This window comes from Stenotrophomonas sp. MYb57 (assembly GCF_002966815.1).
In the GTDB taxonomy this organism is placed as follows: Bacteria; Pseudomonadota; Gammaproteobacteria; order Xanthomonadales; family Xanthomonadaceae; genus Stenotrophomonas; species Stenotrophomonas indicatrix.
The window spans coordinates 4,076,587-4,101,495 of the sequence record NZ_CP023271.1 but is presented as its reverse complement, the minus strand read 5'-3'; the positions used below and the strand labels follow the sequence as shown (position 1 = coordinate 4,101,495).

23 protein-coding genes are annotated in these 24,909 nt (G+C 67.2%); 15 read left to right on the top strand and 8 right to left on the bottom strand.

Annotation, left to right across the window (positions count from 1 at the left end; all coding sequences use genetic code 11):
- Positions 1-99: 99 nt before the first annotated feature.
- The 5 genes from CLM74_RS18690 to CLM74_RS18670 all read left to right on the top strand — a co-directional run bounded on the left by CLM74_RS18690 (position 100) and on the right by CLM74_RS18670 (position 3,797).
- Positions 100-1,005: a LysR substrate-binding domain-containing protein gene (locus CLM74_RS18690; RefSeq protein WP_105164691.1), complete on the top strand. Its 906-nt coding sequence runs from the start codon at positions 100-102 to the stop codon at positions 1,003-1,005.
- A 216-nt stretch (positions 1,006-1,221) separates the two neighbouring features.
- A complete protein-coding gene (cml, locus tag CLM74_RS18685; protein ID WP_105164690.1) occupies positions 1,222-2,403 on the top strand; it encodes a CmlA/FloR family chloramphenicol efflux MFS transporter in 1,182 nt (393 codons plus the stop codon).
- A gap of 36 nt (positions 2,404-2,439) precedes the next feature.
- A complete protein-coding gene (locus tag CLM74_RS18680) occupies positions 2,440-3,063 on the top strand; it encodes a Rossmann fold nucleotide-binding protein (RefSeq protein ID WP_234003384.1) in 624 nt (207 codons plus the stop codon).
- An 83-nt stretch (positions 3,064-3,146) separates the two neighbouring features.
- A complete protein-coding gene (locus CLM74_RS21825) occupies positions 3,147-3,347 on the top strand; it encodes a hypothetical protein (RefSeq protein WP_033832284.1) in 201 nt (66 codons plus the stop codon).
- A gap of 99 nt (positions 3,348-3,446) precedes the next feature.
- Entirely contained in the window at positions 3,447-3,797 is a 351-nt protein-coding gene (locus CLM74_RS18670) for a VOC family protein (RefSeq protein ID WP_032976705.1), read from the top strand.
- A gap of 103 nt (positions 3,798-3,900) precedes the next feature.
- Here the strand turns inward: CLM74_RS18670 and CLM74_RS18665 are convergent, their stop codons facing one another.
- Positions 3,901-4,197 (bottom strand): KGG domain-containing protein, encoded by a 297-nt coding sequence (locus tag CLM74_RS18665; RefSeq protein ID WP_025879016.1) that lies wholly within the window; start codon positions 4,195-4,197, stop codon positions 3,901-3,903.
- Positions 4,198-4,526: 329 nt separating this feature from the next.
- Here CLM74_RS18665 and CLM74_RS18660 point away from each other — a divergent pair, with 329 nt between their 5' ends.
- Positions 4,527-5,420 carry an NAD(P)-dependent oxidoreductase gene (locus CLM74_RS18660; protein WP_059065216.1) on the top strand — a complete coding sequence of 298 codons (894 nt, stop codon included), beginning with the start codon at positions 4,527-4,529 and terminating at the stop codon, positions 5,418-5,420.
- 235 nt (positions 5,421-5,655) lie between these two features.
- Complete coding sequence (locus CLM74_RS21820; RefSeq protein WP_033832282.1) at positions 5,656-8,190, top strand: methyl-accepting chemotaxis protein; 2,535 nt, start codon at positions 5,656-5,658, stop codon at positions 8,188-8,190.
- Positions 8,191-8,262: 72 nt separating this feature from the next.
- Here the strand turns inward: CLM74_RS21820 and CLM74_RS18650 are convergent, their stop codons facing one another.
- Complete coding sequence (locus CLM74_RS18650; protein ID WP_025879013.1) at positions 8,263-8,649, bottom strand: DUF2628 domain-containing protein; 387 nt, start codon at positions 8,647-8,649, stop codon at positions 8,263-8,265.
- Positions 8,650-8,865: 216 nt separating this feature from the next.
- On the opposite strand from CLM74_RS18650, the gene CLM74_RS21690 reads away from it, so the two are divergent.
- Complete coding sequence (locus tag CLM74_RS21690) at positions 8,866-9,036, top strand: hypothetical protein (RefSeq protein ID WP_162887695.1); 171 nt, start codon at positions 8,866-8,868, stop codon at positions 9,034-9,036.
- Between the two features lie 57 nt (positions 9,037-9,093).
- Here CLM74_RS21690 and CLM74_RS18645 read toward each other — a convergent pair whose 3' ends face one another.
- On the bottom strand, positions 9,094-11,130 hold the full coding sequence (locus CLM74_RS18645) for a TonB-dependent receptor (RefSeq protein ID WP_099785496.1): 2,037 nt from the start codon (positions 11,128-11,130) through the stop codon (positions 9,094-9,096).
- A gap of 495 nt (positions 11,131-11,625) precedes the next feature.
- On the opposite strand from CLM74_RS18645, the gene mdoH reads away from it, so the two are divergent.
- From mdoH to hemC, 5 genes are all read left to right on the top strand, one after another.
- On the top strand, positions 11,626-13,551 hold the full coding sequence (mdoH, locus tag CLM74_RS18640; protein WP_051501661.1) for a glucans biosynthesis glucosyltransferase MdoH: 1,926 nt from the start codon (positions 11,626-11,628) through the stop codon (positions 13,549-13,551).
- 50 nt (positions 13,552-13,601) lie between these two features.
- Positions 13,602-14,261, top strand: a complete 660-nt coding sequence (locus CLM74_RS18635; protein ID WP_033832281.1) for an alpha/beta hydrolase — start codon at positions 13,602-13,604, stop codon at positions 14,259-14,261.
- 3 nt (positions 14,262-14,264) lie between these two features.
- The gene (locus CLM74_RS18630) at positions 14,265-15,308 is read left to right on the top strand and encodes a sensor histidine kinase (RefSeq protein WP_032976712.1); all 1,044 of its coding nucleotides are present in this window, start codon (positions 14,265-14,267) and stop codon (positions 15,306-15,308) included.
- A 10-nt stretch (positions 15,309-15,318) separates the two neighbouring features.
- Positions 15,319-16,047, top strand: a complete 729-nt coding sequence (locus CLM74_RS18625) for a LytTR family DNA-binding domain-containing protein (protein ID WP_025879008.1) — start codon at positions 15,319-15,321, stop codon at positions 16,045-16,047.
- 573 nt (positions 16,048-16,620) lie between these two features.
- Positions 16,621-17,532, top strand: coding sequence for a hydroxymethylbilane synthase (gene hemC / locus CLM74_RS18620; RefSeq protein ID WP_025877394.1), 912 nt, complete (start codon positions 16,621-16,623; stop codon positions 17,530-17,532).
- Between the two features lie 116 nt (positions 17,533-17,648).
- Here hemC and CLM74_RS18615 read toward each other — a convergent pair whose 3' ends face one another.
- Both CLM74_RS18615 and CLM74_RS18610 read right to left on the bottom strand, forming a co-directional pair.
- Positions 17,649-18,425: a DUF481 domain-containing protein gene (locus CLM74_RS18615; protein ID WP_025877391.1), complete on the bottom strand. Its 777-nt coding sequence runs from the start codon at positions 18,423-18,425 to the stop codon at positions 17,649-17,651.
- 107 nt (positions 18,426-18,532) lie between these two features.
- Complete coding sequence (locus CLM74_RS18610; protein ID WP_105164688.1) at positions 18,533-19,135, bottom strand: hypothetical protein; 603 nt, start codon at positions 19,133-19,135, stop codon at positions 18,533-18,535.
- 81 nt (positions 19,136-19,216) lie between these two features.
- Here CLM74_RS18610 and CLM74_RS18605 point away from each other — a divergent pair, with 81 nt between their 5' ends.
- Positions 19,217-20,188, top strand: coding sequence for a YafY family protein (locus CLM74_RS18605; protein ID WP_025877388.1), 972 nt, complete (start codon positions 19,217-19,219; stop codon positions 20,186-20,188).
- Between the two features lie 26 nt (positions 20,189-20,214).
- On the top strand, positions 20,215-21,009 hold the full coding sequence (locus CLM74_RS18600) for a MetQ/NlpA family ABC transporter substrate-binding protein (protein WP_032976575.1): 795 nt from the start codon (positions 20,215-20,217) through the stop codon (positions 21,007-21,009).
- 68 nt (positions 21,010-21,077) lie between these two features.
- On the opposite strand, the gene glpK is transcribed toward CLM74_RS18600, so the two are convergent.
- From glpK to CLM74_RS18585, 3 genes are all read right to left on the bottom strand, one after another.
- Positions 21,078-22,577 carry a glycerol kinase GlpK gene (gene glpK, locus CLM74_RS18595; protein ID WP_105164687.1) on the bottom strand — a complete coding sequence of 500 codons (1,500 nt, stop codon included), beginning with the start codon at positions 22,575-22,577 and terminating at the stop codon, positions 21,078-21,080.
- 63 nt (positions 22,578-22,640) lie between these two features.
- A complete protein-coding gene (glpD, locus tag CLM74_RS18590; protein ID WP_105164686.1) occupies positions 22,641-24,125 on the bottom strand; it encodes a glycerol-3-phosphate dehydrogenase in 1,485 nt (494 codons plus the stop codon).
- Positions 24,126-24,245: 120 nt separating this feature from the next.
- Entirely contained in the window at positions 24,246-24,881 is a 636-nt protein-coding gene (locus tag CLM74_RS18585) for an OmpW family outer membrane protein (RefSeq protein WP_025877381.1), read from the bottom strand.
- Positions 24,882-24,909 lie beyond the last annotated feature (28 nt).

Below are 24,909 nucleotides of genomic sequence, written 5' to 3'. Positions count from 1 at the left end.
GGTGGGGAAGGAAGAAGGTTCATTCAAGCAACTTCGACTGTTTGTTTCATTGCCGGTGTTCTTCAAGTACGTTAAGCCAAAGCTAACGAGCCGGTGCGCATGGACCGTCGACATCTGCAGTACTACGTCGCACTGGCCGAGGAGCTGCATTTCGGGCGCGCCGCGCTGCGCCTGGGCATCGCCACGCCGACGCTGAGCGTTCAGATCCAGCAGATCGAGCGTCGCCTGGGCACCTCCTTGTTCGATCGCAGTAGGCGCGAGGTCACGCTGACCTCTGCCGGTGCGATCTTCCTGGCCGAAGCACGCAACGTGCTGCGCCAGTTCGAGCAGGCAGAGGCCGTGGGCCGCCGCGCTGGTCGCGGGGAAATCGGCAGGATCGAGATCGGCTACGTAGGTTCGGCGGTCCATGCCGGCGCGCTGCAGGAGCAGTTGCAGCGGTTCCGCAGCGCCTCGCCCGACGTGGAGCTGAAGGTCGGCGAATGGCCGATGGCCGACCTGCCGGACCTCCTGCTGGACGGTCGCATCGATGTGGTGTTCTGCCGGCTTCCGATGGAGGTGCCCGATGCGCTCGCTTCGCACATCCTGATCGAAGATCAGTTCTGCGTGGCGTTGCCGGCATCGCATGCGCTGGCCCACGCGGGGGTGCCGGTGCAGCCGGCGCTGCTGGCGAAGGAGGCGTTCATCATGCCGGAGCAGCCCGCCGGCACGCTGGAAGTCGCCCGCCGTGGCGGATTCGTGCCGGACATCCGCTCCCGTCCCGGGCATCTTGTCGCGGTACTCGCGCAGGTCTCGGTGGGCGATGGCGCCGTGGCGATCGTGCCATCGGTGCTACAGCGGACGCTGCTGCTGCCAGGCGTGGTGTATCTGCCGATCGCCGGGCCGGTCATCGCCTCGACCATCGCTGCGCTGTACCGTGAACAGGAAACATCGCCAGCGGTCCGCCGGCTCATCGAGCAGGTGCGGCGTACCCCCTCCCGGCGCATCGACATGCTGCCCTTGCCCTGAGGCCCTGCCGGACGACGTTGCCGGGCTGCCCCGCAATGGCCTTGCTACACTGGCCGCACTCGATCTTCCACCGGATCATCAGATGAACGGGAACGGTCCGCAGACAGTCCGCTGAGCCGCAACAACGGTACGCACGTTGTTGCGGTGATCTTGTCCTGCGATTTCCACGCACTGGGTTGATCACCGCCGGATTCCCTCCTGAGCGGATGTTTCCCCATGTCTGATCGAAAAGCCCTTCGCTGGGCCCATTCCCTGCCGGGCGCCATCGTGTTGATGGCCCCCTTCGACCTCCTGGCCTCGCTGGCCATGGATATCTACCTGCCGGTCGTATCGGCCATGCCGCAGGCACTCGGCACGTCGCCCGCCCTCATCCAGTTGACGCTGAGCCTGTACATGCTCGTGCTGGGGCTGGGCCAGCTGATCTTCGGCCCGCTGTCGGACCGGATCGGGCGACGACCGGTGCTGCTGATGGGCGCGCTGTTGTTCACGCTGGCGTCGTTCGCGCTGGCCGCGTGTAGCGGTGGTGCGGCATTCCTTGCGTGGCGCGGCGTGCAGGCGGTTGGGGCGTCGGCCGCACTGGTGGCCACCTTCGCCACGGTGCGCGACGTGTATGCCGATACGGCCGAGGGCGCCACGCTCTATGGCCAGTTCGCCTCGATGTTGGCGTTCGTGCCGGCGCTCGGTCCGATCCTCGGCGCATTGATCGCCTATACGCTGGGCTGGCGGGCCATTTTCATCGCGCTGGGTGTGCTGGGACTGCTGGCGGGTGCACGCGCATGCCCCGGCTGGCAGGAGACACGGCCACCGCAGCATGTCCACGCATCGCCAGCCTTCGCGCGCATCCTCGGCAATGCCGGCTTCTGGGTTCATGCATCGGGATTCAGTGCGGCGATGGGCACGTTCTTCGTGTTTTTCTCGATCGCCCCGCGGGTGCTGATGGGGAGGGCCGGCTATTCGGCGATGGGCTTCAGCCTGGCCTTCGCGACGGTGGCGCTGGTGATGATCGTCACCTCGCGCTTCGCTGCTCGATTCATCGGGCGATGGGGCATTGGCGGCAGCTTCCTGCGTGGGCTGATGGTGATGATCGGCGGCGCGCTGGTCATGGCGATGACGGCGATGCTGCCGCCATCCTTTGCCAGCGTCGTGTTGCCGATGTGGCTGGTGGCCATCGGCATCGTGATGGTGGCTGCGGTGGCGGCCAACGGTGCGCTGCGCGATTTTGCCGATGCCTCCGGCACGGCAGTGGCGCTGTACTACGCCGTGCAGAGCCTGATCGTGGCAACGCTTGGCACGCTCGCGACGCTGCTGCTGCCGGGCGATACGGTCTGGCCGCTGGTGGCCTTTGGGCTGCTGCTGCCGTCGCTGAGCCTGGGTGGCCTGGTGATGCTGAGGCGGTGAACTGTGCAATCAGCATCAGAAAGACAAACTGCTGGCGTGATACGTTCCCGCGTCGGGCAATTGAACAGTGGCTGCCCGGATCGGTTCCGTCTCCATGCTGTCCTTCCGTTCGGTCACCCAGGTCGCTTCATGACACCAACCTCCCGCAAGTCCTTCCGCAAGCCCCAGATCGCCATCCTGGGGAGTGCCGATCCTGGCTCACCGGCGTTCGACCTCGCTGCACAGGCGGGCAGGTTCCTCGCCGAAAATGGAATCACCCTGGTCAGCGGCTGTGGCAGCCCAGCCACGCGGGTGGCAGCCGAGCATGCAGTCGCAGCTGGCGGCACGGTGCTGAGCGTGATTCCGGAAGGCAACATGCCCGCAGCAGACTGGCCGGCAACGGTGGTGGTGCCATGCGGCATGGGCGATGCCCGCAACCTGATCATGGCCTTGGCCGGCGATGCCTGCATTGTCATCGGCGGGCGCGCGGGCACGATTTCCGAAGTGTGTCTGGCCTGGCTGCACAAGCGGCCTTTGCTGCCGCTGGTGGGCGCGGGTGGCTGGTCGGAGGGGCTCCCGGGCAACCCTCCCGATGAGCGCGGGAACTCGCCGATACTGCCGTGGCATGACATCGCGGAGTTGCGCGCGCAGCTGCGTGATCTGCGATTGCTGGCAGGCTGAACCGGCGCCTTCACTTCCTATCCCGCACGCACGGCTACGGTGATGCAGCCTGGAATCACCAGGCCTATCAGGGAGTGATATCGATGCGAGCCATCAGGAAAGTGATCGTTGCTGCAGTGTTTGCACTTGCGTGTACCGGTTCGGTGGCGGTGGCCGGTCCGGTCCAGCCGTGCGACTTCCCGTGCTGGAAGGCCTACCAGGCCTGCGTTTCCGGCGGCGGCGATGCCATGGAGTGCCAGTTCGAATACGATCGCTGTGTCATGGACAGGTGCGGCGCCGTCTGAGGCCTGCATACCGTTCGCAATGGGGGGCCCGATCCAGGGGCCCCTTTTCACCTGGTCGCAGGCACGAAGTCCGCGGTCCTGATCGTCTGGAGCCGCAACATGGCCGTCAAACGTGTCGTCGCCAACATCGCCAGTGCCGATCCTGCGCAGGCGGCCGCGTTCTACGGCGACATCCTCGGCATGGACATCGTGATGGACCACGGCTGGATCGTCACCTACGGTGGGCAGGGCACTGCGCTGGCACAGCTCAGCGTTGCCAGCGAAGGCGGATCGGGTACCCCGGTGCCGGATCTTTCGATCGAGGTGGATGATCTGGACGACGTGCTCGAACGCTTGCGACACGCGGACATTGCGCTTGAATATGGCCCGGCCGAAGAGCCATGGGGTGTACGTCGCTTCTACGTGCGCGACCCGTTTGGGCGCCTGCTGAACATCCTCGCCCACACCTAGCCGGCGCGCGCCAGCTCAGCGGCGCTTTCCACTGTGCTGGCAGTGCTGAGTGCTGATCGACGTCGGCCGCACCGCCGGTACGCGGCGCAGTGACCGCAGCACGTCAACGTTGTTGACCGCTGTCAGGTTTGTCGGCCATGTCCTGCTGTTGCTGTTGCTGGCGGCTGCTGGCGTGCCGCGCATGGCCGCCCTCACGGCCGATCGCGGCCATGTGTTGGCGGTCCTGGCTGATCGCTTCACCGCCTTTCCGGCCCGCCACCCGGGCCTCGGCCGGGCTGAACTGGTGTGCATTGCCGGATGCGTGGGCAGCACGTCCCCCTTTGGCCGCGATCGCGCGCTGTTTGTCTTCGTCCATCGAGGCAAAGCCACGATTGCTGTTGCCATTGCGTGAGTTGGTCATTACCGGTCTCCGGTGTGAACATGGGTCGCTGCCATCAGTGACGGTCCCATGTTGCACAGTGCAGGCTAAAGACAGGTCGAAGTGGGCTGTACGAGGCTCACATGGCCTGCGCACGCGTTTGACGACCGGTTACCGTGCAGGAAGCGCCGGGCTCTGCAACCGGTCGTCACGGCAGCCACCCGTAGCGCCCTGGCAAGGGAGAGTCCAAGCGGTTGGCCGAATGTGGATGGCATGCAGAATGTCATCGTCTGCTATCGCCGATGCCATCGTGCATGCCTAGAATCAAGTCATCCCGGTAGGTCCCGGGCGCTGTCGAGTGAATGGATTCAATGAAGATTCTGTTGACCGGAAGTTCCGGGCGGATAGGGCGGGCGATCTTCGGTGCGCTGGCCGCTGCCAATGAGGTGGTGGGGCTGGATCGCAGTCCGTTCGCCACCACGCGCGTCATTGCCGATGTCACCGATCGCCGGGCGCTGGAACGTGCCGTGCAGGGGGTCGACGCGGTGATCCATACCGCGGCCCTGCACGCCCCGCACGTGGGCCTGGTGCCTGACGCGGTGTTCCAGCAGATCAACGTGGAGGCCACCGCGAACCTGCTGCAACTGGCGCGCGAGGCCGGCGTGCAGCGCTTCGTGCTGACCAGTACCACGGCGTTGTACGGCCATGCCGTGGTGTCCGGCGGCTGCCGTTGGATCGACGAGGACACCGAGCCGCTGCCGCGCACGATCTACCACCGCACCAAGCTGCAGGCCGAAGCGTTGGCCGAAGCGACGGCCAGTGCAACATTCACCGTGCGCGTGCTGCGGATGGCACGTTGCTTCCCCGAACCGCCTGACCGCATGGCGATGTTCCGCCTGCACCGTGGTATCGACGCGCGCGACGTGGCCAGCGCGCATGCCGCGCTGCTGCACGATGAAGGCGCGGCCTTCCAGCGTTACCTCGCTTGTGCACCGACGCCCTTCCGGCGCGAGGACTGCCTGCAGCTGGCCGCCGATCCGCGCCAGGTGCTGGCGCGCCGCGCACCGCAGCTGCTGGCCGAGTTCGAGCGCCGTGGCTGGCCACTGCCGCTCAGCATCGATCGGGTCTATGACAGCAGCCGGATGCGTGCAGCGCTGGGCTGGCAGCCACGTTTCGGTCCGGAGGACGTGCTTCAGCAGTACGCCGCGGGCAGCATCGAGGTCCTGCCCCGTGCGGAGTGGATCCGCGACCGCGTCGCCGAATAGCGCAGGCGAGCAGCACAGGCGAGCAGCACAGGCCTGCGTCGACGGCCGCAGCTGAGCGGGTTCAGGTTTTGTGCGTGCGGCGAGCCTCAACCTCGCCCGGCCATGGCCGCTAACCCGGTGCGCGCCTTCCCGCGCCGGGTTCCGATCCGGCGGGCAGGCGGCCCGCGCGACGGATCGCGCATCTGCGCGGTGCCCTGGTGGCACCGGTCGACCTGAACTGCCTGCGGATCCTCCCATGTCTTCTTCCCGTTCCGTCGCTGCCCGTCGCCCCGGCAGCATCGCCCACAAGCTGATGCTGGGCACCGCGGTGATCGCGTTGCTGTGCTTCGGCGCGACCGCGTTCCTGATCTATCACCAGGCCAGTTCGGCGCTGGTGTCGTCCTCGCGGCAGACCATGGCCAGCGAAGCCCGTGCCGAGGCGCGGCAGGTGGCTGCCGACCTGGGCACGGCCTTTGCCAGCAACGATGCGATGGTGGAAACCGTGCTGGCCCAGCGTGCGCGCGGTGATGCCCCTGATCGCGCCAGCCTGGCCAATGTCATCGGCGAGCAGTTGCACGCGCACCCGGAATGGCTGGGCAAGAGCACCATGTGGGAGGCCAATGCCTTCGACGGCAAGGACGCCGAGTTCGTCAACAGCGAGGCGCACGACGCCACCGGCCGCTACATGAGCTACTGGGCCTGGCAGGACGGCAAGCCGCAGCAGTCGACGATGACCGACTACACCGAGACGCCCAGCGGCTCGGGCAACTGGTACATGGTGCCCAGCCGCGACAAGCTGCCGCTGGTCAGCGAACCGTATGCCTACGACATCGGCGGCAAGCAGGTGCTGATGAGCACGCTGAGCACGCCGATCGTCGAGAACGGCACCTTCCTCGGTGTCTTCACCGTCGACTTCTCGCTGGACGCGCTGCAGAAGCACCTGGCCACGCTGACGCCGATGGGCGCCGGCCGAGTCGAACTGCTGTCGCCGAAGGGCGTGGTGCTGGCCTCGGCCGATGCTGCCGAGATCGGCAAGCCGCGTACCGATGCCGCCACCCTCGGCATGCTGGCGCAGATCGCCGCCGACAAGACGTACGAAGCGTTCGAGCCCGATGCTGCCGGCAACGTCCGCCTGTACGTGCCGCTGCAGGTGGGTGACGCGCCGCAGCGTTTCGCGCTGGGCGTGGTGGTGCCTCATGCGGTGATCATCGCGCAGGCCCGCGAGCTGCTGTGGATCATCCTGCTGGTGGGTGTGGTGGCTGCGCTGGTGCTCAGTGGTGGTGTCTACCTGCTGCTGCAGCGCCTGGCCGTGCGACCGCTGGCGCAGGCCGTGCGCATCGCCGGCGACGTGGCTGCGGGCAAGCTGGATACCGCCATGCCGGCGCTGGGCAACGACGAAGTGGGCCGCCTGCTGGACGCCATGCAGGGCATGCGTGGCCAGCTGCAGGCAGTGATGGCCGCACAGGCGGAGATGGCGCGCCGCCATGATGCCGGTGAAATCAGCTACCGCATGGATGCCTCGGTGTTCCCGGGCGAATATGGCCGCATGGTGGCCGACAGCAACCAGCTGGTGGCCGACAGCAATGCGGTCACCCAACGCCTGGTCGAGGTGATGCAGCGCTACGCGGTGGGTGACCTGAGCGTGGACATGGAGGCACTGCCGGGCGAAAAGGCGATATTCACCGCTGCCATGGCAACCACCAAGACCAACCTGGCGGCGATCAACGAGCAGATCCAGCAGCTGGCCGCTGCGGCGGCGGCAGGTGATTTCGCCGTGCGTGGCGATGCCCAGCGCTTCGAGCATGACTTCCGCCGCATGGTGGAAACGCTCAACACCATGATGCAGGTCAGCGACCAGAACCTGGCTGCGCTGTCGACGCTGCTGCGCGCCATCGCCGCCGGTGACCTGAGTACACGGATGGAGGGTGACTTCCACGGCGTGTTCGCGGTGATGCGCGACGATGCCAACAGCACCGTGCAGCAGTTGACCCAGATCGTCGGCCAGATCCAGCAGTCTGCGGCCAGCATCCGCCTGGCCGCAGGCGAGATCGCGTCGGGCAACAGCGACCTGTCACGCCGTACCGAGCAGCAGGCGGCCAACCTGGAAGAGACCGCCGCGTCGATGGAGGAACTGACATCCACCGTGCGCCAGAACGCCGATCATGCCCTGCAGGCCAACAAGCTGGCGGCCTCGGCCGCAGGCGTTGCCAGCGAAGGCGGGCAGGTGGTCAGCCAGGTGGTGCAGACCATGGAACAGATCGAGACCTCTTCGCAGCGCATCGCCGAGATCATCTCGGTGATCGACGGCATCGCTTTCCAGACCAACATCCTGGCCCTGAACGCAGCGGTGGAAGCGGCGCGCGCCGGTGAACAGGGCCGTGGCTTTGCGGTGGTCGCCAGCGAAGTGCGCGCGCTGGCACAGCGCTCGGCGGGCGCGGCCAAGGAGATCAAGGAGCTGATCGACGCTTCGGTCGGCCATGTCGGCGCCGGCGCGCAGCTGGTGCACGGTGCGGGCCGCACGATGCAGGAGATCGTCGGCCAGGTCGGCCGGGTCAACGAGATCATGGCCGAGATTTCGGCCGCCTCGCGCGAGCAGTCGGCCGGTATCGAGCAGGTCAACCAGACGGTGGTGCAGATGGACGAGACCACCCAGCAGAATGCTGCGCTGGTGGAAGAAGCCACCGCTGCGGCGCGAGCGATGGAAGAACAGGCCGAGCAGCTGGCGGTGGCGGTGTCCCGCTTCCGCCTGCAGGCCGACACCCGACCGGCTGCCGCGTTGCGCGCCGCCTGAGCCGGGGCATGAACGACGACGCCCGGCCAAGGCCGGGCGTCGATGTGCCACTGCATACGTGGTGCGCTGGGCTTAGAACATGCCTTCGAAGGGGTTCCAGCTGGTGTTGCCCTTCACCTGTTCCAGGTAGTAGCTGTAGTTGGTGCTCGAGGCGACCAGGAAGTTCATTGCAATGAACAGTGCGCGGGCCACGATGTCCGGCAGCACCAGGCTGACCGCGATCAGCACGATGTTGATGCCGATCACCACCAGCGCCTTGCGCCACATGCCCAGGATGAACAGATAGATCGCGCCGAAGAAGAAGGCGAAGAAGTTCAGGTTGATCTTCAGGCGGTCGCCGAAGGACAGCGCCTTCCAGGCCTGCTTGAAGCCGGGCTCCTTGGGAGCGCCGTGCTGCTGGAAGAAGTTGAAGCGGAACTGCCACTTCGGGCTGAAGCGGGTCAGGTCAACGGTGTTCATGTATAGGGACTTCCCTGTTAGGAAAACGTTTTCATGATAAGTGAGTCACATTCAGCAAACCAGCTTGGAGCGTCAAAAATGTGACGTTCCTACGGCAAAGGGCTTGCGTCCGGGTGCCGCACCGTCACCCATCCGCCTTGTTTTTAGGATAGGGTGCGCAGTTCCGCTGCTACCCCGGCTGTTTGCGGGTAGCAGCGGTATGTCCATGGAGGTTGCATGACCACACCAGCTACACCGGAAAACGCACCCGGACCGGTGCTCCTGCCGACACCCGAAGTGGTGCAGGCACAACAACTGCTCGCCCGCCAGCAACTGGCGGTGGCGATGGACCGTGCACGCATCGCGGCCAGCCGCGACGCTGCGCCGGCCGTGCTGGAAAACGACTGAGCCTGGGAAACCAGCGGCGATCGCGCTGGCCTGCTGCCAGCGCGATCGCAGTGCGCATCAGAAGCGCGCGGTCATGCTGAGGAAGTAGCTGCGGCCGGCGACGAAGTAGTCGGTAGAGCCGTCGGCGTACAGCTTCTTGTCGGCCAGGTTGCTGACGCCGCCACGCAGGGTCAGCACCTCATTGACGTTCCATGCAGCGGTCAGGTCATACAGCGTATAGGCCTTCAGGAAGGTATTGACCACGCCGGTCTGCTTGCCGGTGTACTGCGCCGACAGGCTGCTGGAGAACGTGGTGTTCGGGGTCCAGTCCAGCGACGAATAGCCTGAGAACTCCGGGGTGTCGATCAGGTTGCGGCCAGTGGTCAGGTTCTTGGCTTCCTTCATCCAGGTCGCCGACGTGCGCCAGCGCCAGTGATCGCCGAAGCGGAAGTTGAGGTTGCCTTCCATGCCGCTGGTGCGCGCGCGCTGCACGTTGCTCATGCGCGTCCACCAGTAGCCGTTGAAGAAGCCCAGCGCTTCATACTCGATCTTGTTCCTGAAGTCGGTATGGAAGTAGGTCAGGCCGGCGTCGACCAGGTCGTTGTCGAAGCTGATGCCGATCTCGCGGTTGGTGCTGGTTTCCGGGTCCAGGTCCGGGTTGCCGGCCATGTAGCAGCCGCCGCGGGTATAGCCCAGCGGGTACAGCGAGGTGCAGCCGCGGCCACCGGACTGGGTCGCCGCGCTGGGCGAATTCTCGGTCAGGCTCGGGGCGCGGAAGCCCTTGGACACGCCGCCACGGATCGTCCACTGCTCGCTCGGGTGCCAGACCAGGTAGGCACGCGGACTGACATGGCTGCCGAACTGTTCATGGTGGTCCAGGCGCGCGCCCAGGGTCAGTGCCAGGGTACGGTGCAGCTTCAGCTCGTCTTCGACGAACAGCGCCCAGGTGTCCACTTCCAGGGTGGAGCCGACCACCGGGTTGCCGGCATAGTCCACCGGCGCCTGGCCGATGGTGTCGGTGTTGGTCAACTCCTGGCGCTTCCACTGGCCGCCCACCGCGAACTGGTGGTCCACGCCCAGGGTGAAGGGCGTGCTCAGGCTGCCTTCGATGATCGTATCGGTTGCCTCGGAGCGACCGGTGGCGCCGATGTCGTTCTTGTACTCGGTCCAGTACGCGCTGAGCTTGGAAGTACCGAAATCCCACTTGCCGTCGTGGTTCAGCGCCAGCGAACTGCGCTTGAGCTCACTGGCACCCCAGGCGCCTTCGTCCTGCTTTTCCAGCGCCTGGGCGATGAAGGCCTGCTGCACACCGTGGCCAGCTTCCAGTGACACTTCCTGTGCCTCGCTCAGCTTCCACTGCAGCAGCGCGTCGACATTGCGGTCCTTCTCGCCGGCGTAGGCGTTGCCATACACGCCGCCGTTGGAGCGGTCCGAGTCGCGGCGCATGCTGTTGGCACCGATGCGCAGGCCGAAGCGCTCGCCCAGCGGGCCGGAGAAGGTCGCGCCGATCTGCTGGGTGTCGCCACGGTCGCCATCCTGCGGCCGGGTGTAGCTGTGGGTCGCGCTGCCGTTCCAGCTGTCACCGATGCGCTTGGTGATGATGTTGATCACCCCGCCCATCGCATCCGAGCCATACAGCGAGGACATCGGACCGCGCACCACTTCGATGCGCTCGATCTGGTCGGGGGAAATCCAGTTCAGGTCCTGGCGGCCCAGGTCGGGGCGATAGTTGGTCGAGGCCGAGCTGCCCATGCGCTTGCCGTCCACCAGCACCAGCGTGTAGTTGGACGGCATGCCGCGCAGCTTGATCTTGGACTGCTCACCGGCGGCGCTGAGCCCACCGGTCACGCCCGGAATACGGCTGAGCAGGGTAGCCAGGTCGTGCACCGGCTGGCGTTCGATGTCTTCGCGGCTGATCACGCTGATGCTGGCCGGGGCATCCTTGATCCACTGCTGGTTGCCCGAGGCGGTAACCACCACGGTATCCAGGTCCTTGGTCGAGGCATCGGCGCTGGCTTCAGCGGCGGCGAGGGCAGGCAGGGCCAGCAGGCAGGCGGCGGCCAGGGCGCTGGCCAGGCGGGTGCGCGACAGGCGCGCGGAACGGAGAGGGGACATGACGGCTTCCAAGGGAGAGGAGAGACCCGGTGGAAGCAGCAGGCGCACGCAGACAGCAGGCAGCCAACCCCTTCCCTGGGTCGTCGGGCGCGCGGAGGGTCCGGCGCAGCTGGGTGGGTCCGGTGCGCGGAGCACGGCGACCTGCCTGGTTAACGTAATGATAACCGTTCTCGTTTGTTACGATCCAGTACTTTCCGGGATGGATCGACACCCGCGGGGCGCACGGCGTGGTTCGCCTGCTGATTGCTGAATGGGGAGATTTTCCGGCGTAGACCTTCGCACCCGGCTTACATTCGGGGCCATAGACTGGGCCGCATTTTTCGATTCCGCCCCGTTGGAGATCGTGTGGGTTCTGGTAGTGACAGACAGCGACTGCGCGGCATGACGCCGTGGCAGACAGGACAAGTGCGGACGCCGGGAATGCGGGCCAGGAACCTTGGTGCATGCAGCCCGGCCGGGACGGCTGGTCCTGCGGCCTGCAGGGAGTAGGCGGCCATGGGGAGTGAAACCATCGACACGGAACCGGTCACGGCCGGTCCCGACGCGGGCTGGGCCCTGCTGCCGGCCGAAGCACCGCTGGTGATGCCCGAACAGACGCTGCGGCAAGGCTCGCTGAAGGTCCGGCGCCATCGCACCTCGCCACGCATGATCGGCCTGCGTCGCCTGTACATCCTCGGCGGCACCGTGGCGATGACCGCCGTGGCCACCCGGATGATGTGGCGGGTGCTGTCCGGCAACGGCATCAGCGTGCTGGAGGCCTGCCTGCTGGTGCTGTTCGTCGGCCTGTTCGCCTGGATCGCGCTGTCCTTTGCCAGTGCGGTGGCCGGCTTCCTGACGGCCGTGTTCGACCGGGGCTACCGCCTGGGCATCGATCCGGACAAGCCGCTGCCGACCGTGCACAGCCGCACCGCGCTGCTGATGCCCACCTACAACGAAGACCCGCGCCGGCTGCTGGCCGGCCTGCGCGCGATCTACGAATCGGTGGCGGCCACCGGCCAGCTGCAGCGGTTTGATTTCTTCGTGCTCAGCGATACCCGTCGCGAGGACATCGCGCGGGCCGAAGAGCAGGTGTTCGCCGAGCTGCGCGAGCTGGTGCCCGATGGGCGTGCGCGACTGTTCTATCGCCGCCGTGGCGACAACAGCGCGCGCAAGGCCGGCAACATCGCCGACTGGGTACGCCGTTTCGGCGGTGCCTACCCGCAGATGCTGATCCTGGATGCCGACAGCCTGATGACCGGTGACAGCATCGTGCGCCTGGTCGCCGGCATGGAGCACAACGCCGACGTCGGCCTGATCCAGACCCTGCCGTCGGTGATCGGCGGCCGCACCCTGTTCTCGCGCATGCAGCAGTTCGGCGGGCGCGTGTACGGGCCGGTGATCGCCCGTGGCGTGGCCTGGTGGCACGGTGCCGAAAGCAATTACTGGGGGCACAACGCGATCATCCGCACCCGTGCCTTCGCCGACCACGCTGGCCTGCCGGAGCTGCCGGGGCGCAAGCCGTTCGGCGGCCACGTGCTCAGCCATGATTTCGTGGAAGCGGCGCTGATGCGCCGTGGTGGCTGGGCCGCGCACATGGTGCCCTACCTGGGCGGCAGCTACGAGGAAGGCCCGCCAACGCTGACCGACCTGCTGGTGCGCGACCGCCGCTGGTGCCAGGGCAACCTGCAGCACGGCAAGGTGGTGGGCAGCCGTGGCCTGCACTGGATCAGCCGCGTGCACATGCTGATCGGCATCGGCCATTACTTCACCGCACCGATGTGGGCGATGCTGATGCTGATCGGCATCGCCATCCCGCTGTTCCAGGAAGGCATCGATTTCAACGCCCTGCTGCACCTGTCGCCCAGCGTGTACTGGCGGGCGCAGGATGAAGAACAGGTAGTGCGCCTGTTCGCCGCCACCATGGCGGTGCTGCTGATGCCCAAGGTGCTGGGTTACTTTGCGATGCTGCTCGACCCGGTCGAACGCCGTGGCTGTGGTGGTGCGATCCGGGCGTTCCTGTCGATGCTGGTGGAAACCGTGCTGGCCGCGCTGATGGCGCCGGTGGTGATGTACGTGCAGTCGCGCGGGGTGGCCGAAGTGCTGTCCGGGCGTGACTCGGGCTGGGATGCACAGCAGCGCGATGACGGTGGCATCTCGTGGATTTCGCTGGTGCGCGGCTACGGCGGCCTGGGCGTGTTTGGCGCCTTCATGGGCGTGCTGGCGTGGGCGGTGTCGCCGTCGCTGGCGGCCTGGATGGCGCCGGTGGTGATCGGCATGGTGCTGGCGGTGCCGGTGGTGGCACTGACCTCGCTGCGCGGGCCGGGCGCCTTCCTGCATCGCCTGGGCCTGCTCGACATTCCCGAAGAAAACATCCCGCCGCCGGTGCTGGTGCGCGCCGCACAGCTGCGCCGGGAAGCGGCCGAGCAACCGCCGCTGTACTGATCGCACCGTGCCAGCGGCATAATGCGGCTCGAACGTACAGGAGCCGCAACATGCTGCAAACGGTGGAACAGGAAACCGGCGCCTCGCCGCAGTGGTCGGTGATCTGGCTGCATGGCCTCGGTGCCGACGGCCATGATTTCGCGCCGATCGTGCCCGAACTGGTGCGCCCGCACTGGCCGGCGCTGCGCTTCGTGTTCCCGCACGCACCGGTGCGGCCGATCACGATCAACAACGGCGTGCCGATGCGTGGCTGGTACGACATCGTCGGCATGGACTTCCGTTCGCGCGCCGACATGACCGGCGTGCAGGAGTCGGTGGTGCAGCTGGATGCGCTGATCGCCCGTGAGATCGAACGCGGTGTCGCTGCTGATCACATCTTCCTGGCCGGCTTCTCGCAGGGCGGGGCGGTGATCCTCAGCGCCGCGCTGGCACGCACTGCCCCCTTGGCCGGCCTGATCGCACTGTCGACCTACCTGCCGGAGGCCGAAACCGCGTCGCGCGTTGATGGTGCGGTGGATGTGCCGGTGTTCATGGCCCACGGCAGCAGCGATCCGGTGATCCCGCAGGCGGTGGCCGCGCACAGCGCCGAGACGTTGCGCACGCTTGGGCTGGACGTGCAGTGGCATAGCTACCCGATGGCCCACCAGGTCTGCGCCGAGGAAATCGACGCGCTGGGCGACTGGCTGCAGGCACGCCTGGGCGTCGCCTGACCCATGGCCGCGAGCGCTGCCACCCCGTGGATGCCGGAACTGTGCCGTTTGCCGCGGTTGGCAGCGATGCTCGGCCTGGCCGAACTGGTGGTGGTGGTGCTGGCGCTGGCGCCCGATGGCAGCCGCCACTGGACGATGGGGGAACTGGCCTCGGCCAGCGGTTTCGCGCTGTGGCTGGCGCTGGCGGTCACCGCCAGCCTGTGCCTGCTGCGGCAGGCGCTGTCGAAGCTGCCGGAACTGCTGGGCGCCGTCGCCGCCGTTGGCCTGGCCGCGCTGATCGCCATCCTGTGCGCGGGCATCATCCATGCCCTGTATGGCGTGCTGGGCGACAACTTCGCGCGCGGCATCGGCTTCTGGCGCTTCACCCTGGGCAGCGCGGCCACCACGGCGCTGATCACCGCGTTGGCGCTGCGCTACTTCTATGTCAGCGACCGCTGGGCGGCGCAGGTACAGGCCAATGCCCGCGCGCAGGCCGACGCCCTGCAGGCGCGCATCCGCCCGCACTTCCTGTTCAACAGCATGAACCTGATCGCCAGCCTGCTGCATCGCGACCCGGCGGTGGCCGAGCGTGCCGTGCTCGACCTGTCCGATCTGTTCCGTGCCGCGCTGGGTGCCGGCGAGGGCGATTCGACCCTGCGCGATGAGTGCGAACTGGCCGAACGCTATCTGTCGATTGAATCACTGCGCCTGGGCGACCGCCTGCGGGTGCATTGGCAGCGCGATGAACCCCTGCCCTGGGACCTGCCGATGCCGCGGCTGGTGCTGCAGCCGCTGGTGGAAAACGCGGTGCTGCACGGCATCTCGCGCCTGCCCGAAGGCGGCACCATCGAGCTGCATCTGGCCTGTGTGGGCAGCGAGCTGCAGATCCGCGTACGCAATCCTGCACCGGATCCGCAGGTGCCCGGGCTGGCCCTGGCCCAGGGAGCGGGCCACGCCCAGCACAGCATCGGCCATCGCCTGAGCTGGCGCTTCGGCCGCGCCGCGCGGATGACGGCTGGCTGGAGCGAGGGCTACTATGCCTGCCAGGTGACAGTGCCGATCCAGTGAGGGGACGATCGTGAGGGTAGTCATCGCCGATGACGAACCGCTGGCGCGCGAGCGCCTGCGCAGCCTGTTGGCCGCGCAGGAAGGGGTGGACGTAGTGGCCGAGGCCGGCAACGGCGAGCAGGCCCTGCACGCGTGCGCCGAACTGCAGCCGGACCTGGTGCTGCTGGATATCGCCATGCCCGGCCTGGACGGCCTGGAAGCGGCCCGCCACCTGGCCAGTTTCGAGCCCAGGCCGGCGGTGGTGTTCTGCACCGCCTACGATGCGCACGCGCTGTCGGCGTTCGAGGCAGCGGCCATCGATTACCTGATGAAGCCGGTGCGCGCCGAGCGGCTGGCAGCGGCGATCGCGCGTGCCCGCACCTTCCTGGCCGGCCGTGACGGGCAACCCCAGCACACCGGCGGCCAGGCTCGCAGCATGCTGTGTGCCCGCCTGCGCGGCAGCCTGCGATTGATTCCGCTGGACGATATCCACTATCTGCAGGCCGAAGAAAAGTACGTGGTGGTTCATCACGCGCGTGGCGAGGACCTGATCGAGGAATCGTTGAAGTCGCTGGAGGAGGAGTTCGCCAGCCGCTTCGTGCGCATCCATCGCAACTGCCTGGTGGCGCGCCACGAACTGGTGGAGCTGCGGCGTGGCAGCGGAGGCCAGGTGCAGGCGGTGCTGCGGCATGGCAAGCAGCCGCTCGAAGTGAGCCGGCGCTGCGTGGCGACGCTGAAGCAGGAATTGCGGCATCTGTAGGTTTTCCGCGCGGCCTGCGGCCGCGACTGCTTCGACATCAACAGCAACAGCAACAGCAACAGCGGGTTGGTCGGCTCTGTGTTGTTGCGTGTTGGGTGAGGCGGGATGGGCGGGCGGGACACGCCGTAAACCCATCCATGGGGGCTCGATGGCGCCATCCATGGCGCCAACGGTCCCGCCCGCCCATCCCGCCTCGCCCTCGCGAATTTCCAGGTGACGGACGGCAAAGGCTTTGTTGTTATCGGGCGGGAAAGAGGGGTCAGATCCCTTTTCCTGCGGAAAAGGGATCTGACCCCGGAAGCCGCCGGCTGTTGCTTCTGCTTCTGCTCTTTCTTTTTTCTTTTGATCTTCCGTGGCTGACGCACACGGAAACTGTCAGAGGCCGGACGGGGTGGGCTGCGTGGGGGTGTCCGCGGCATGGATGCCGCGGCCAAGCCCCCAGGGATGGGTTTACGGCGTCCCCCGCGCAGCCCACCCCGCCCGGCCAAGCACAGCTGTTGCTTGCACGACCACACCAGCCACGAGGGGCTCCGCCGTTGGCCGTATCCCGCCGATAGGCGCGATAATGAAGGGATGGAAACCGTCCGCATCGCTACCCGCAAGAGCCCGCTCGCCCTCTGGCAGAGCGAACACGTCGCCGACCGCCTGCGCCAGGCACATCCCGATCTGCACGTGGAACTGGTGCCGATGAGCACCCGCGGCGATGAAGTGCTTGACCGCTCGCTGGCGGCCATCGGTGGCAAGGGCCTGTTCCTCAAGGAACTGGAGCTGGCCATGCTGCGTGGCGAGGCCGACTGCGCGGTGCACTCGTTGAAGGATGTGCCGATGGAACTGGATGCGCCGTTCGCGCTGCCGGCAATGCTGACCCGCCACGATCCGGCCGATGGTTTCGTCTCCAACCTGTATGCCTCGCTGGATGCACTGCCGATCGGTGCGCGCGTCGGTACCTCGTCACTGCGCCGCCAGGCCCAGCTGCGTGCGCTGCGCCCGGACCTGGAACTGCTGGACCTGCGCGGCAACGTCAACACCCGTCTGGCCAAGCTCGACAACGGCGGCTACGACGCCATCGTGCTGGCCGTGGCCGGGCTGGAACGGCTGGGCCTGGGCAATCGCATCGTCGCCCGCCTGCAGCCGCCGCAGTGGTTGCCGGCGCCGGCGCAGGGCGCGGTGGCGGTGGAGTGCGATGGCGGCAATGCCGCGCTGATGGCGCTGTTTGCAGGCCTGGATGACGCCGCCACGCGCGCCTGTGTGGAAGCGGAGCGGGCCATGAACCGCGCGCTGCATGGCAGCTGCCATGTGCCGGTGGCGGCGATCGCGCAGTGGCAGGGCCAGGACCTGCACCTGCAGGGGCTGGTCGGCAGCGCCAGTGACGGCCGCGCGGTGCGCGCCGACGCCGTGGGCCCGGCCAGCGACCCGGAAGTGCTGGGCCAGCGCGTGGCGAAGATGCTGCTGGATGCGGGTGCTGGCGAGCTGTTGAACGTCTGAGCCACCGCAGGTAGTGCCGGCCGCTGGCCGGCAACCTCATGATCCCGATGGAATGCAGTTGCCGGCCGGCGGCCGGTACTACCAGAAGCAGAACGGGCGCCAGGCGCCCGTTTCGCTTATTTGAACTTGTAGACCACGTTCATCGTGGTCAGCGTATCGGTCTTGCGCTTGTCCTCGGCGACGTCGCTGTTGTAACGCGCCTGCCAGCCGGCCTTCAGCGCCAGGTGCTCGTTCATGCTCACCGAGACACCGAAATCGTTCTGGCCGAAGGTGTTGTACGAACCCGATTCGACCAGCAGCGTGTTGATCAGGTCGGTGTTGTCGGTCAGCGAGTACTTCAGGTCGAACAGGCCGCGACCGATCAGGCCGGTGCGGGTGCGGTCGTCCTCGGTGCTGTGGGTGCGGCGCACACCGGGGCCGATCTGCGCATCGAACGAGAAACGCTCGGTGTTCCACAGCCGGGTGCCGTAACCCAGACCGAACGAGCTCTGCCGGTCGTAGGTGGCGAAATCATCACGCTCGGTACGTACCGTGGCCGTCAGCTGGCGATGTTCGCCCAGCTGCAGCGCGCTGCCTGCACTGCCGGTGTAGCGGTTGGCGGTGGTGTTGTTGCGGCGCGTGGTGGTGCCGTCGTCGCTGGTTTCGGTCACCTTGGAGCTGGAGCGCAGGCCGAACAGGTCCATGCTGTGCACCCAGTCGCCATCGGTGTAGCGCAGGCGCAGGCGGCCGTTGAAGCTCTCGGTGCTGCTGTTGCCACGTGCCGACGCGAAGCCGAGTTCGCCACCACTGCCGCTCCACGGCGAGGACATCGCCGCCAGTTCGGAGGCATCCTGCGCATACGCCAGCGGGGCGCAGAGCAGCAAGGGGACCAGCAGGGACACGCGCAGGGACATCGAGGCTTCTCCGAAGCGGTTGGCAGCCGGTGATGATACTGGAAGCGTGATGACCGTCCGAATCGCCCGTCCCGCCTGCTTCAGCAGGCGTTGTCGGCCAGGCCCATTCAGGGCAGGTCGATCTGCAGGGCAGGATCGTTGAAGCGCGAGTACCGCAGCCGCAGCTGGAAGGGCTTGCCGTTGTTGTGGCCGCTGCGCACGATCTGCCGCGGCAGGCCCTGCGCATCCACCCAGTACTCCAGGCGCTCACCGGCCGTGGCGCCACGCAGGCGGTAGTGGCGGGTGCTGACGCCGTCCAGCGTCTGCTCGCCCAGGTCTTCGGCCTGCAGGGCCTGTGCGGGGATATCGGCAGGCAGCGGGCTGCGCCATTGCTCCAGCAGCCCCGGCGGGGTCGGCACCTGGCGGATCGCATCGTCGGCCTGCAGGAACATGGTGTCGCCGATGATCACCTGTGGTCCGGCAGGGGTCTGTACCCGGAACCGGTCCGGGGCGACGAAGTCCATCGCGGTACGCACCGGCTGCTGCGCGCCCAGCACCTCCAGCTCGGCATGGAAGCTGCGCAGGGCGGCAAAGCGCTGGCTGGCAGACAGCACCGCCTGCGCCGGATCGGCAGCGGGGACGGGCGTCGCAGCGTCGGTGGGCGCCGGTGCGCGGTCGCAGGCGGCCAGCAGCAGGCAGGCCAGCAGGGGCAGGACAGACAACCGGCGCATCGGGCGCTCCACGGGGCAGGGGGCGCCCACGATAGCCCAATCGTCCGCCACAACGCCCGAGACTCGGACATAATCGGGGGCATGGACCGATACGAACGCATCACCGCCCTGCATCGTCTGCTCAAGTCCGCACGCTATCCGGTGACGGTGGCGACCCTGCAGGACAAGCTCGGTTGCTCCCGGGCCACCGTCTACCGCGACCTGGCGTTCCTGCGCGATGCGCTGATGGCGCCGATCGAGGGCGATGGCGAGGCCGGCTTCCGCTACCTGGCCGACGAGAGCGACCGCTTCGAGCTGCCCGGCCTGTGGCTGAGCTCGGAGGAGCTGCACGCCCTGCTGGCCTCGCAGCACCTGCTGGCCCGTACCGGCGGCGGCGTGCTGTCTTCGGTGCTGGCGCCGCTGCAGCAGCGCATCGAGAGCCTGCTGGCCGCCCAGGCCGGTGTTTCCAGCTGGCCGGTGGATCGGGTGCGGGTGATTCCGCACCGTGGCCGCAAGTTCGATGAAGCCAGCTTCCGTTCGGTGGCCTCGGCGGTGCTGGAGCGCAAGCAGCTGGGCTTTGAGTACCGCGCCCGCTCGACCGACGAAGCGACCAAGCGCACCGTATCGCCGCAACGGCTGACCCATTACCGCGACAACTGGTACCTGGACGGCTGGGACCATGATCGCGAGGCCCTGCGCAGCTTTGCGGTGGACCGCATCTACAAGGCACGGGTGATCGACAGCACCGCCCGCGATGTCGCCGACAGCGAACTGGACGAGCAGCTCGGCGCCAGCTACGGCATCTTCTCCGGTGCGCCCAAGGGCTGGGCAACCATCCTGTTCAGTGCCAAGGCCGCGCGCTGGGTGGCCGACGAGCACTGGCACTCCAAGCAGCAGGGACGCTTCCTCGCCGATGGCCGCTACGAATTGAAAGTGCCCTACAGCGTGTCGCGCGAACTGTTGATGGACGTGTTGCATTACGGGTCCGATGCCGAGATCGTCGAGCCGATGATGCTGCGCGAGCAGGCCAAGGCACTGCTGGAACTGGCCCTGACCAACTACGAAAAATCCTGACACCTCCCCCGAGATCGATTGCGCCCATGAAGAAGACCCTGTTGCTGCCCCTGTTCGCCGCTGCGCTGGCCCTGACCGCCTGCGGCAAGTCCGGTGAGCCTTCGCAGAAGCTGGTGGTGGCCGCCACCGCCGTGCCGCACGCCGAGATCCTGGAAGTGGTCAAGCCGATCCTCAAGCAGGAAGGCGTGGAGCTGGACGTGCGCGTGTTCAACGACTACGTGCAGCCCAACGACCAGCTGGTGCAGAAGCAGGTGGATGCCAACTACTTCCAGACCGAACCGTACCTGGACGCCTACAACCGTGATCGCAAGACCGACCTGACCAAGGTGGTGGGCGTGCACATCGAGCCGTTCGGTGCCTACTCGCGCAAGATCAAGTCGCTGGCCGAACTGCGTGAAGGGGCCGATGTGGTGATCCCCAACGACCCCAGCAACAACAGCCGCGCGCTGATCCTGCTGCACAAGGCCGGCGTGATCGAGCTGAAGGATCCGACCAACGCACTGGCCACCCAGCGCGACATCGTCTCCAACCCGAAGAACCTGAAGTTCCGCGAGCTGGATTCGGCCATGCTGCCGCGCGTGCTCGACCAGGTCGATCTGGCCCTGATCAACACCAACTATGCGCTGGATGCCGGCCTCAACCCGACCAAGGACGCGCTGGCGATCGAGAGCAAGGACTCGCCGTACGTGAACTTCCTGGTCGCCCGCCCGGACAACAAGGACGACGCCCGCGTGCAGAAGCTGGCCAAGGCGCTGACCGGCCCGCAGGTGAAGGCCTTCATCGAGACCAAGTACAAGGGCGCGGTGCTGCCGGCGTTCTGATGTTGGGGTAGCGCCGGGCCATGCCCGGCGGAATGGGTGTCGCCGGGCATGGCCCGGCGCTACCGCCCTCAATCGACATGGAAGGCGAGGGTGGCGGCCACGGCCTGCTGCCACCCGGCGTAGAGTTTCTCGCGCCGGGCCACCGCCATCTGCGGTTCGAAGCGGCGATCCAGCCCCCACTGTGCCGCGATCTGTTCGCGGCTCTCCCAGAAGCCGACCGCCAGCCCGGCCAGGTAGGCCGCACCCAGCGCGGTGGTCTCGGTCACCCGCGGTCGCAGCAGGGGGACGCCGAGGATGTCGGCCTGGAAGCTGGCAAGTAAGTCGTTGCCGATCGCGCCGCCATCGGCGCGTAGTTCACTGAGCGAGATGCCCGCATCGGACTGCATCGCATCCAGAACGTCGCGGGTCTGGTAGGCCATCGCCTCCAGCGCTGCGCGCACGAAGTGGGCCTTGCCGGTGCCACGGGTCAGGCCGAACATCGCACCGCGCACGTCGCTGCGCCAATACGGTGCACCCAGGCCGACGAAGGCCGGCACCAGGTACACCCCCGCGCTGTCCGGCACCTGTGCAGCCAAGGCCTGGCTGTCAGCAGCGCGATCGATCATGCGCAGCCCATCGCGCAGCCACTGCACCACCGAGCCGGCGATGAAGATCGACCCCTCCAGCGCGTATTCCACCTTTCCCTCCAGGCCCCAGGCAATGGTGGTCAGCAGGCCATTGCGCGAGCGTACGGCCTGCGTGCCGGTGTGCATCAGCATGAAGCAGCCGGTGCCATAGGTGTTCTTGACCATGCCTGGCTGGAAGCAGGCCTGGCCGAACAGCGCGGCCTGCTGGTCGCCGGCGATGCCGGCAATCGGGATCGGATGGTCGAAGAAGAACTGCGGGCGCGTGTGCGCGTATACCGAACTGGAATCGCGCACCTGCGGCAGCATCGCACGCGGGATGTCCAGCAGGGCCAGCAGGTCCTCGTCCCAGTCCAGGGTATGGATGTTGAACAGCAGCGTACGTGCGGCGTTGCTGTAGTCGGTCACGTGCGCCTGGCCGCCGCTGAGATTCCACACCAGCCAGCTGTCGATGGTGCCGAACAGCAGCTCGCCACGTTCGGCCCGCTGCTGCGCGCCTTCCACGTGGTCGAGGATCCAGCGGATCTTGGTGGCCGAGAAATAGGCGTCGATCAGCAGACCGGTGCGCTCGCGGATCAGCGCTTCGTGGCCGCCGGACTTCAGCCGCTCGCAGATCGCCTGGCTCTGCCGCGACTGCCAGACGATGGCGTTGTGGATCGGCTGGCCGCTGGCACGGTCCCAGACCACGGTGGTTTCGCGCTGGTTGGTGATGCCCAGTGCGGCGATGTGGCGGGGATCGATCTGTTCGCGGCTGAGCAGTTCGGTGATCGTGGCATAGACGCTTGTCAGGATCTCGCGCGGGTCATGCTCGACCCACCCCGGCTGTGGAAACAACTGGGCAAACTCGCGCTGCGCGCTGCCGACGATGTCGCCGGCGCGATCGAACAGGATCGCGCGCGAACTGGTGGTTCCCTGGTCGATGGCCAGCACGTAGCGGGGCGTCATGCAGCGTCTCCGGTGGCGATGTTGGGATCGTAATGCATCGGTGGCGCCGGGCCGCGCGCGGCATTACCGGCGACGTGAATCCATCCAGGCCTGCAGCCGTGCCGCCTGCGCGGCGTCCATCTGCAGCCCCAGCTTGCTTCGCCGCCACAGTACATCCTCGGCGCTGCGGGCCCACTCGTGGTCGCACAGGAACGCCACCTCGCGTGCGTGCAGGTCCGCGCCAAAGTATTCGCCCAGATCGAACAGGCTGCGTGCGCCGTGCAGCAGATCGATGCTGCGACTGCCATAGGCGCTGGCCCAGCGCCGCAGCGTGGCCTCCGGCAGCCAGGGGGCCTGGTGCCGAAGCTGTTCCCGTGCCTGCCCGGCATCGCCCCAGTCGCTGCCGGGCAGTGGCTCGCCTGCCGCCGTCCAGGCGGGGCGGGCGTGCGGCAGATAGGGGCGCAGCAGGTCCAGTGCCTCCTCGGCCAGTACCCGGTACGTGGTCAGCTTGCCGCCCAGCACGTGCAGCGCAGGCGCACCGTCGGCGTCCAGTTGCAGGCGATAGTCACGGCTCAGTTTGGCCGCGCGCGGGTCCGGGTCGGCCAGCAACGGGCGCACGCCGGCAAACTGCCAGACCACCTCGGCAGGTGCGACCGGATCGCGCAGGTAGCCGTTGGCAGCGCTGCACAGGTAGTCCACTTCCGCGGGCAGCACACTGCAGCGTGCGGGGTCGCCGCGATAGTCGGTGTCGGTGGTGCCGATGAGCAGATGGTCGTGGAAGGGCAGCAGGAACACCACACGGCCGTCGGGCTGCTGCAGCAGGCAGGCGCGGTCGTTCGGCCAGGCGCGGCGCAGCACGATGTGGCTGCCCTGGACCAGGCGCAGCGCAGGTCCGCCGCTGCGGGCGTGCATGCGCTCCAGCAGACCGCCGGCCCAGGGGCCTGCGGCGTTGACCACCGCCTGTGCCTGCACGGTCTGCTGATGGCCTGCGGCGTTCTCCAGTACGGCGTGCCAGCGTCCGTGCCCGCGTTGCAGGTCCACGCAGCGCGTGCCGGTCAGGATGCATGCACCCCGCTGCGCAGCATCGAGCGCGTTGAGGATGACCAGCCGCGCATCATCCACCTGCGCATCGGCGTAGCTGAAGGCGTTCTGCAGCTGTGGCGACAGCAACGCGCCGAGTGGATCGGCGTGCAGGTCCACGGCGCGCGACGCGGGGAAGGCGGGACTGCGCCGGCCCAGATGGTCGTACAGCCAGAGCCCGAGCCGCAGCATCCAGCGCGGGCGCAGGTGCGGCTGCCACGGAAGCACGAAGCACAGCGGCCGCACCAGGAACGGCGCCTGCCGACGCACCACTTCGCGCTCGCGCAGCGCCTTGCGCACCAGGCCGAACTCGCCCTGTTCCAGATAGCGCAGGCCGCCATGGATCAGCTTGCTGCTGGCGCTGGAGGTGTGTGCTGCCAGGTCGTGCTGTTCGCACAGCAGCACCTTCAGGCCGCGGCCGCTGGCATCACGGGCGATACCGGCGCCGTTGATGCCACCGCCGATCACCAGCAGGTCGACCTCGTGCATCGCGCCTCCGCATCCCGTCTGTGTAGATCCGACTGTCAGTCGACTCTACAGAACCCGGGTGACGGAAACGACGACGGGCCCCGAAGGGCCCGTCGCGGTACAACAAAGACGCAGAAGCGCTTAGAAGCGGGCGCCGATGCCGAAACCGACGGTCCACGGATCCATCTTCGCTTCGCCGATCTTCTCGCCGCCGACCTTCACGTCCGGACGCGAACGCATGTAGCGGGCGTCGGCACGGGCGAACCAGGTCGAGTTGATGTTCATGTCCACACCGACGGTGCCGATCACGCCCTTGGCGTCCTTCAGGCGGATGTCGGAGTCGCTGCCGTCGGCCAGGGTTTCATTGCTGAAGGCCGACTGGAAGTAGCCCACGCCCACGAACGGACGGAACACGTTGTCAGCCTGGCCGAAGTGGTACTGGCCGCTCAGCGCGACCGGCTGCTGCTCGACGTTGCCGAGGCGGGCATTGCCCGGGCCCTTCACCTTGTGGTCGAACTTGTCTGCAGCGCCCCACAGTTCAACGGCCCAGTTGTCGTTGATGTAGTAGCTGAAGCTGACGGTCGGTGCCGGGCCGCCATCGACCTTCTTGATGCCGTCGATCGGGTCATTCTTCGGCTGCAGCAGCGAGACGCCGCCAACCACGGCAAAATGCTTGCCCGAGGCGGTATCGGTGGTGCTGCTGTCCTGCGCGAAGGCAGCCGGTGCAAACGCGGCGGAGGTCAGCAGGGCGAGGCTCAGGATACGGATGGAGCGCATGGGGGAATCTCCTAATGTTTCTTGTTTT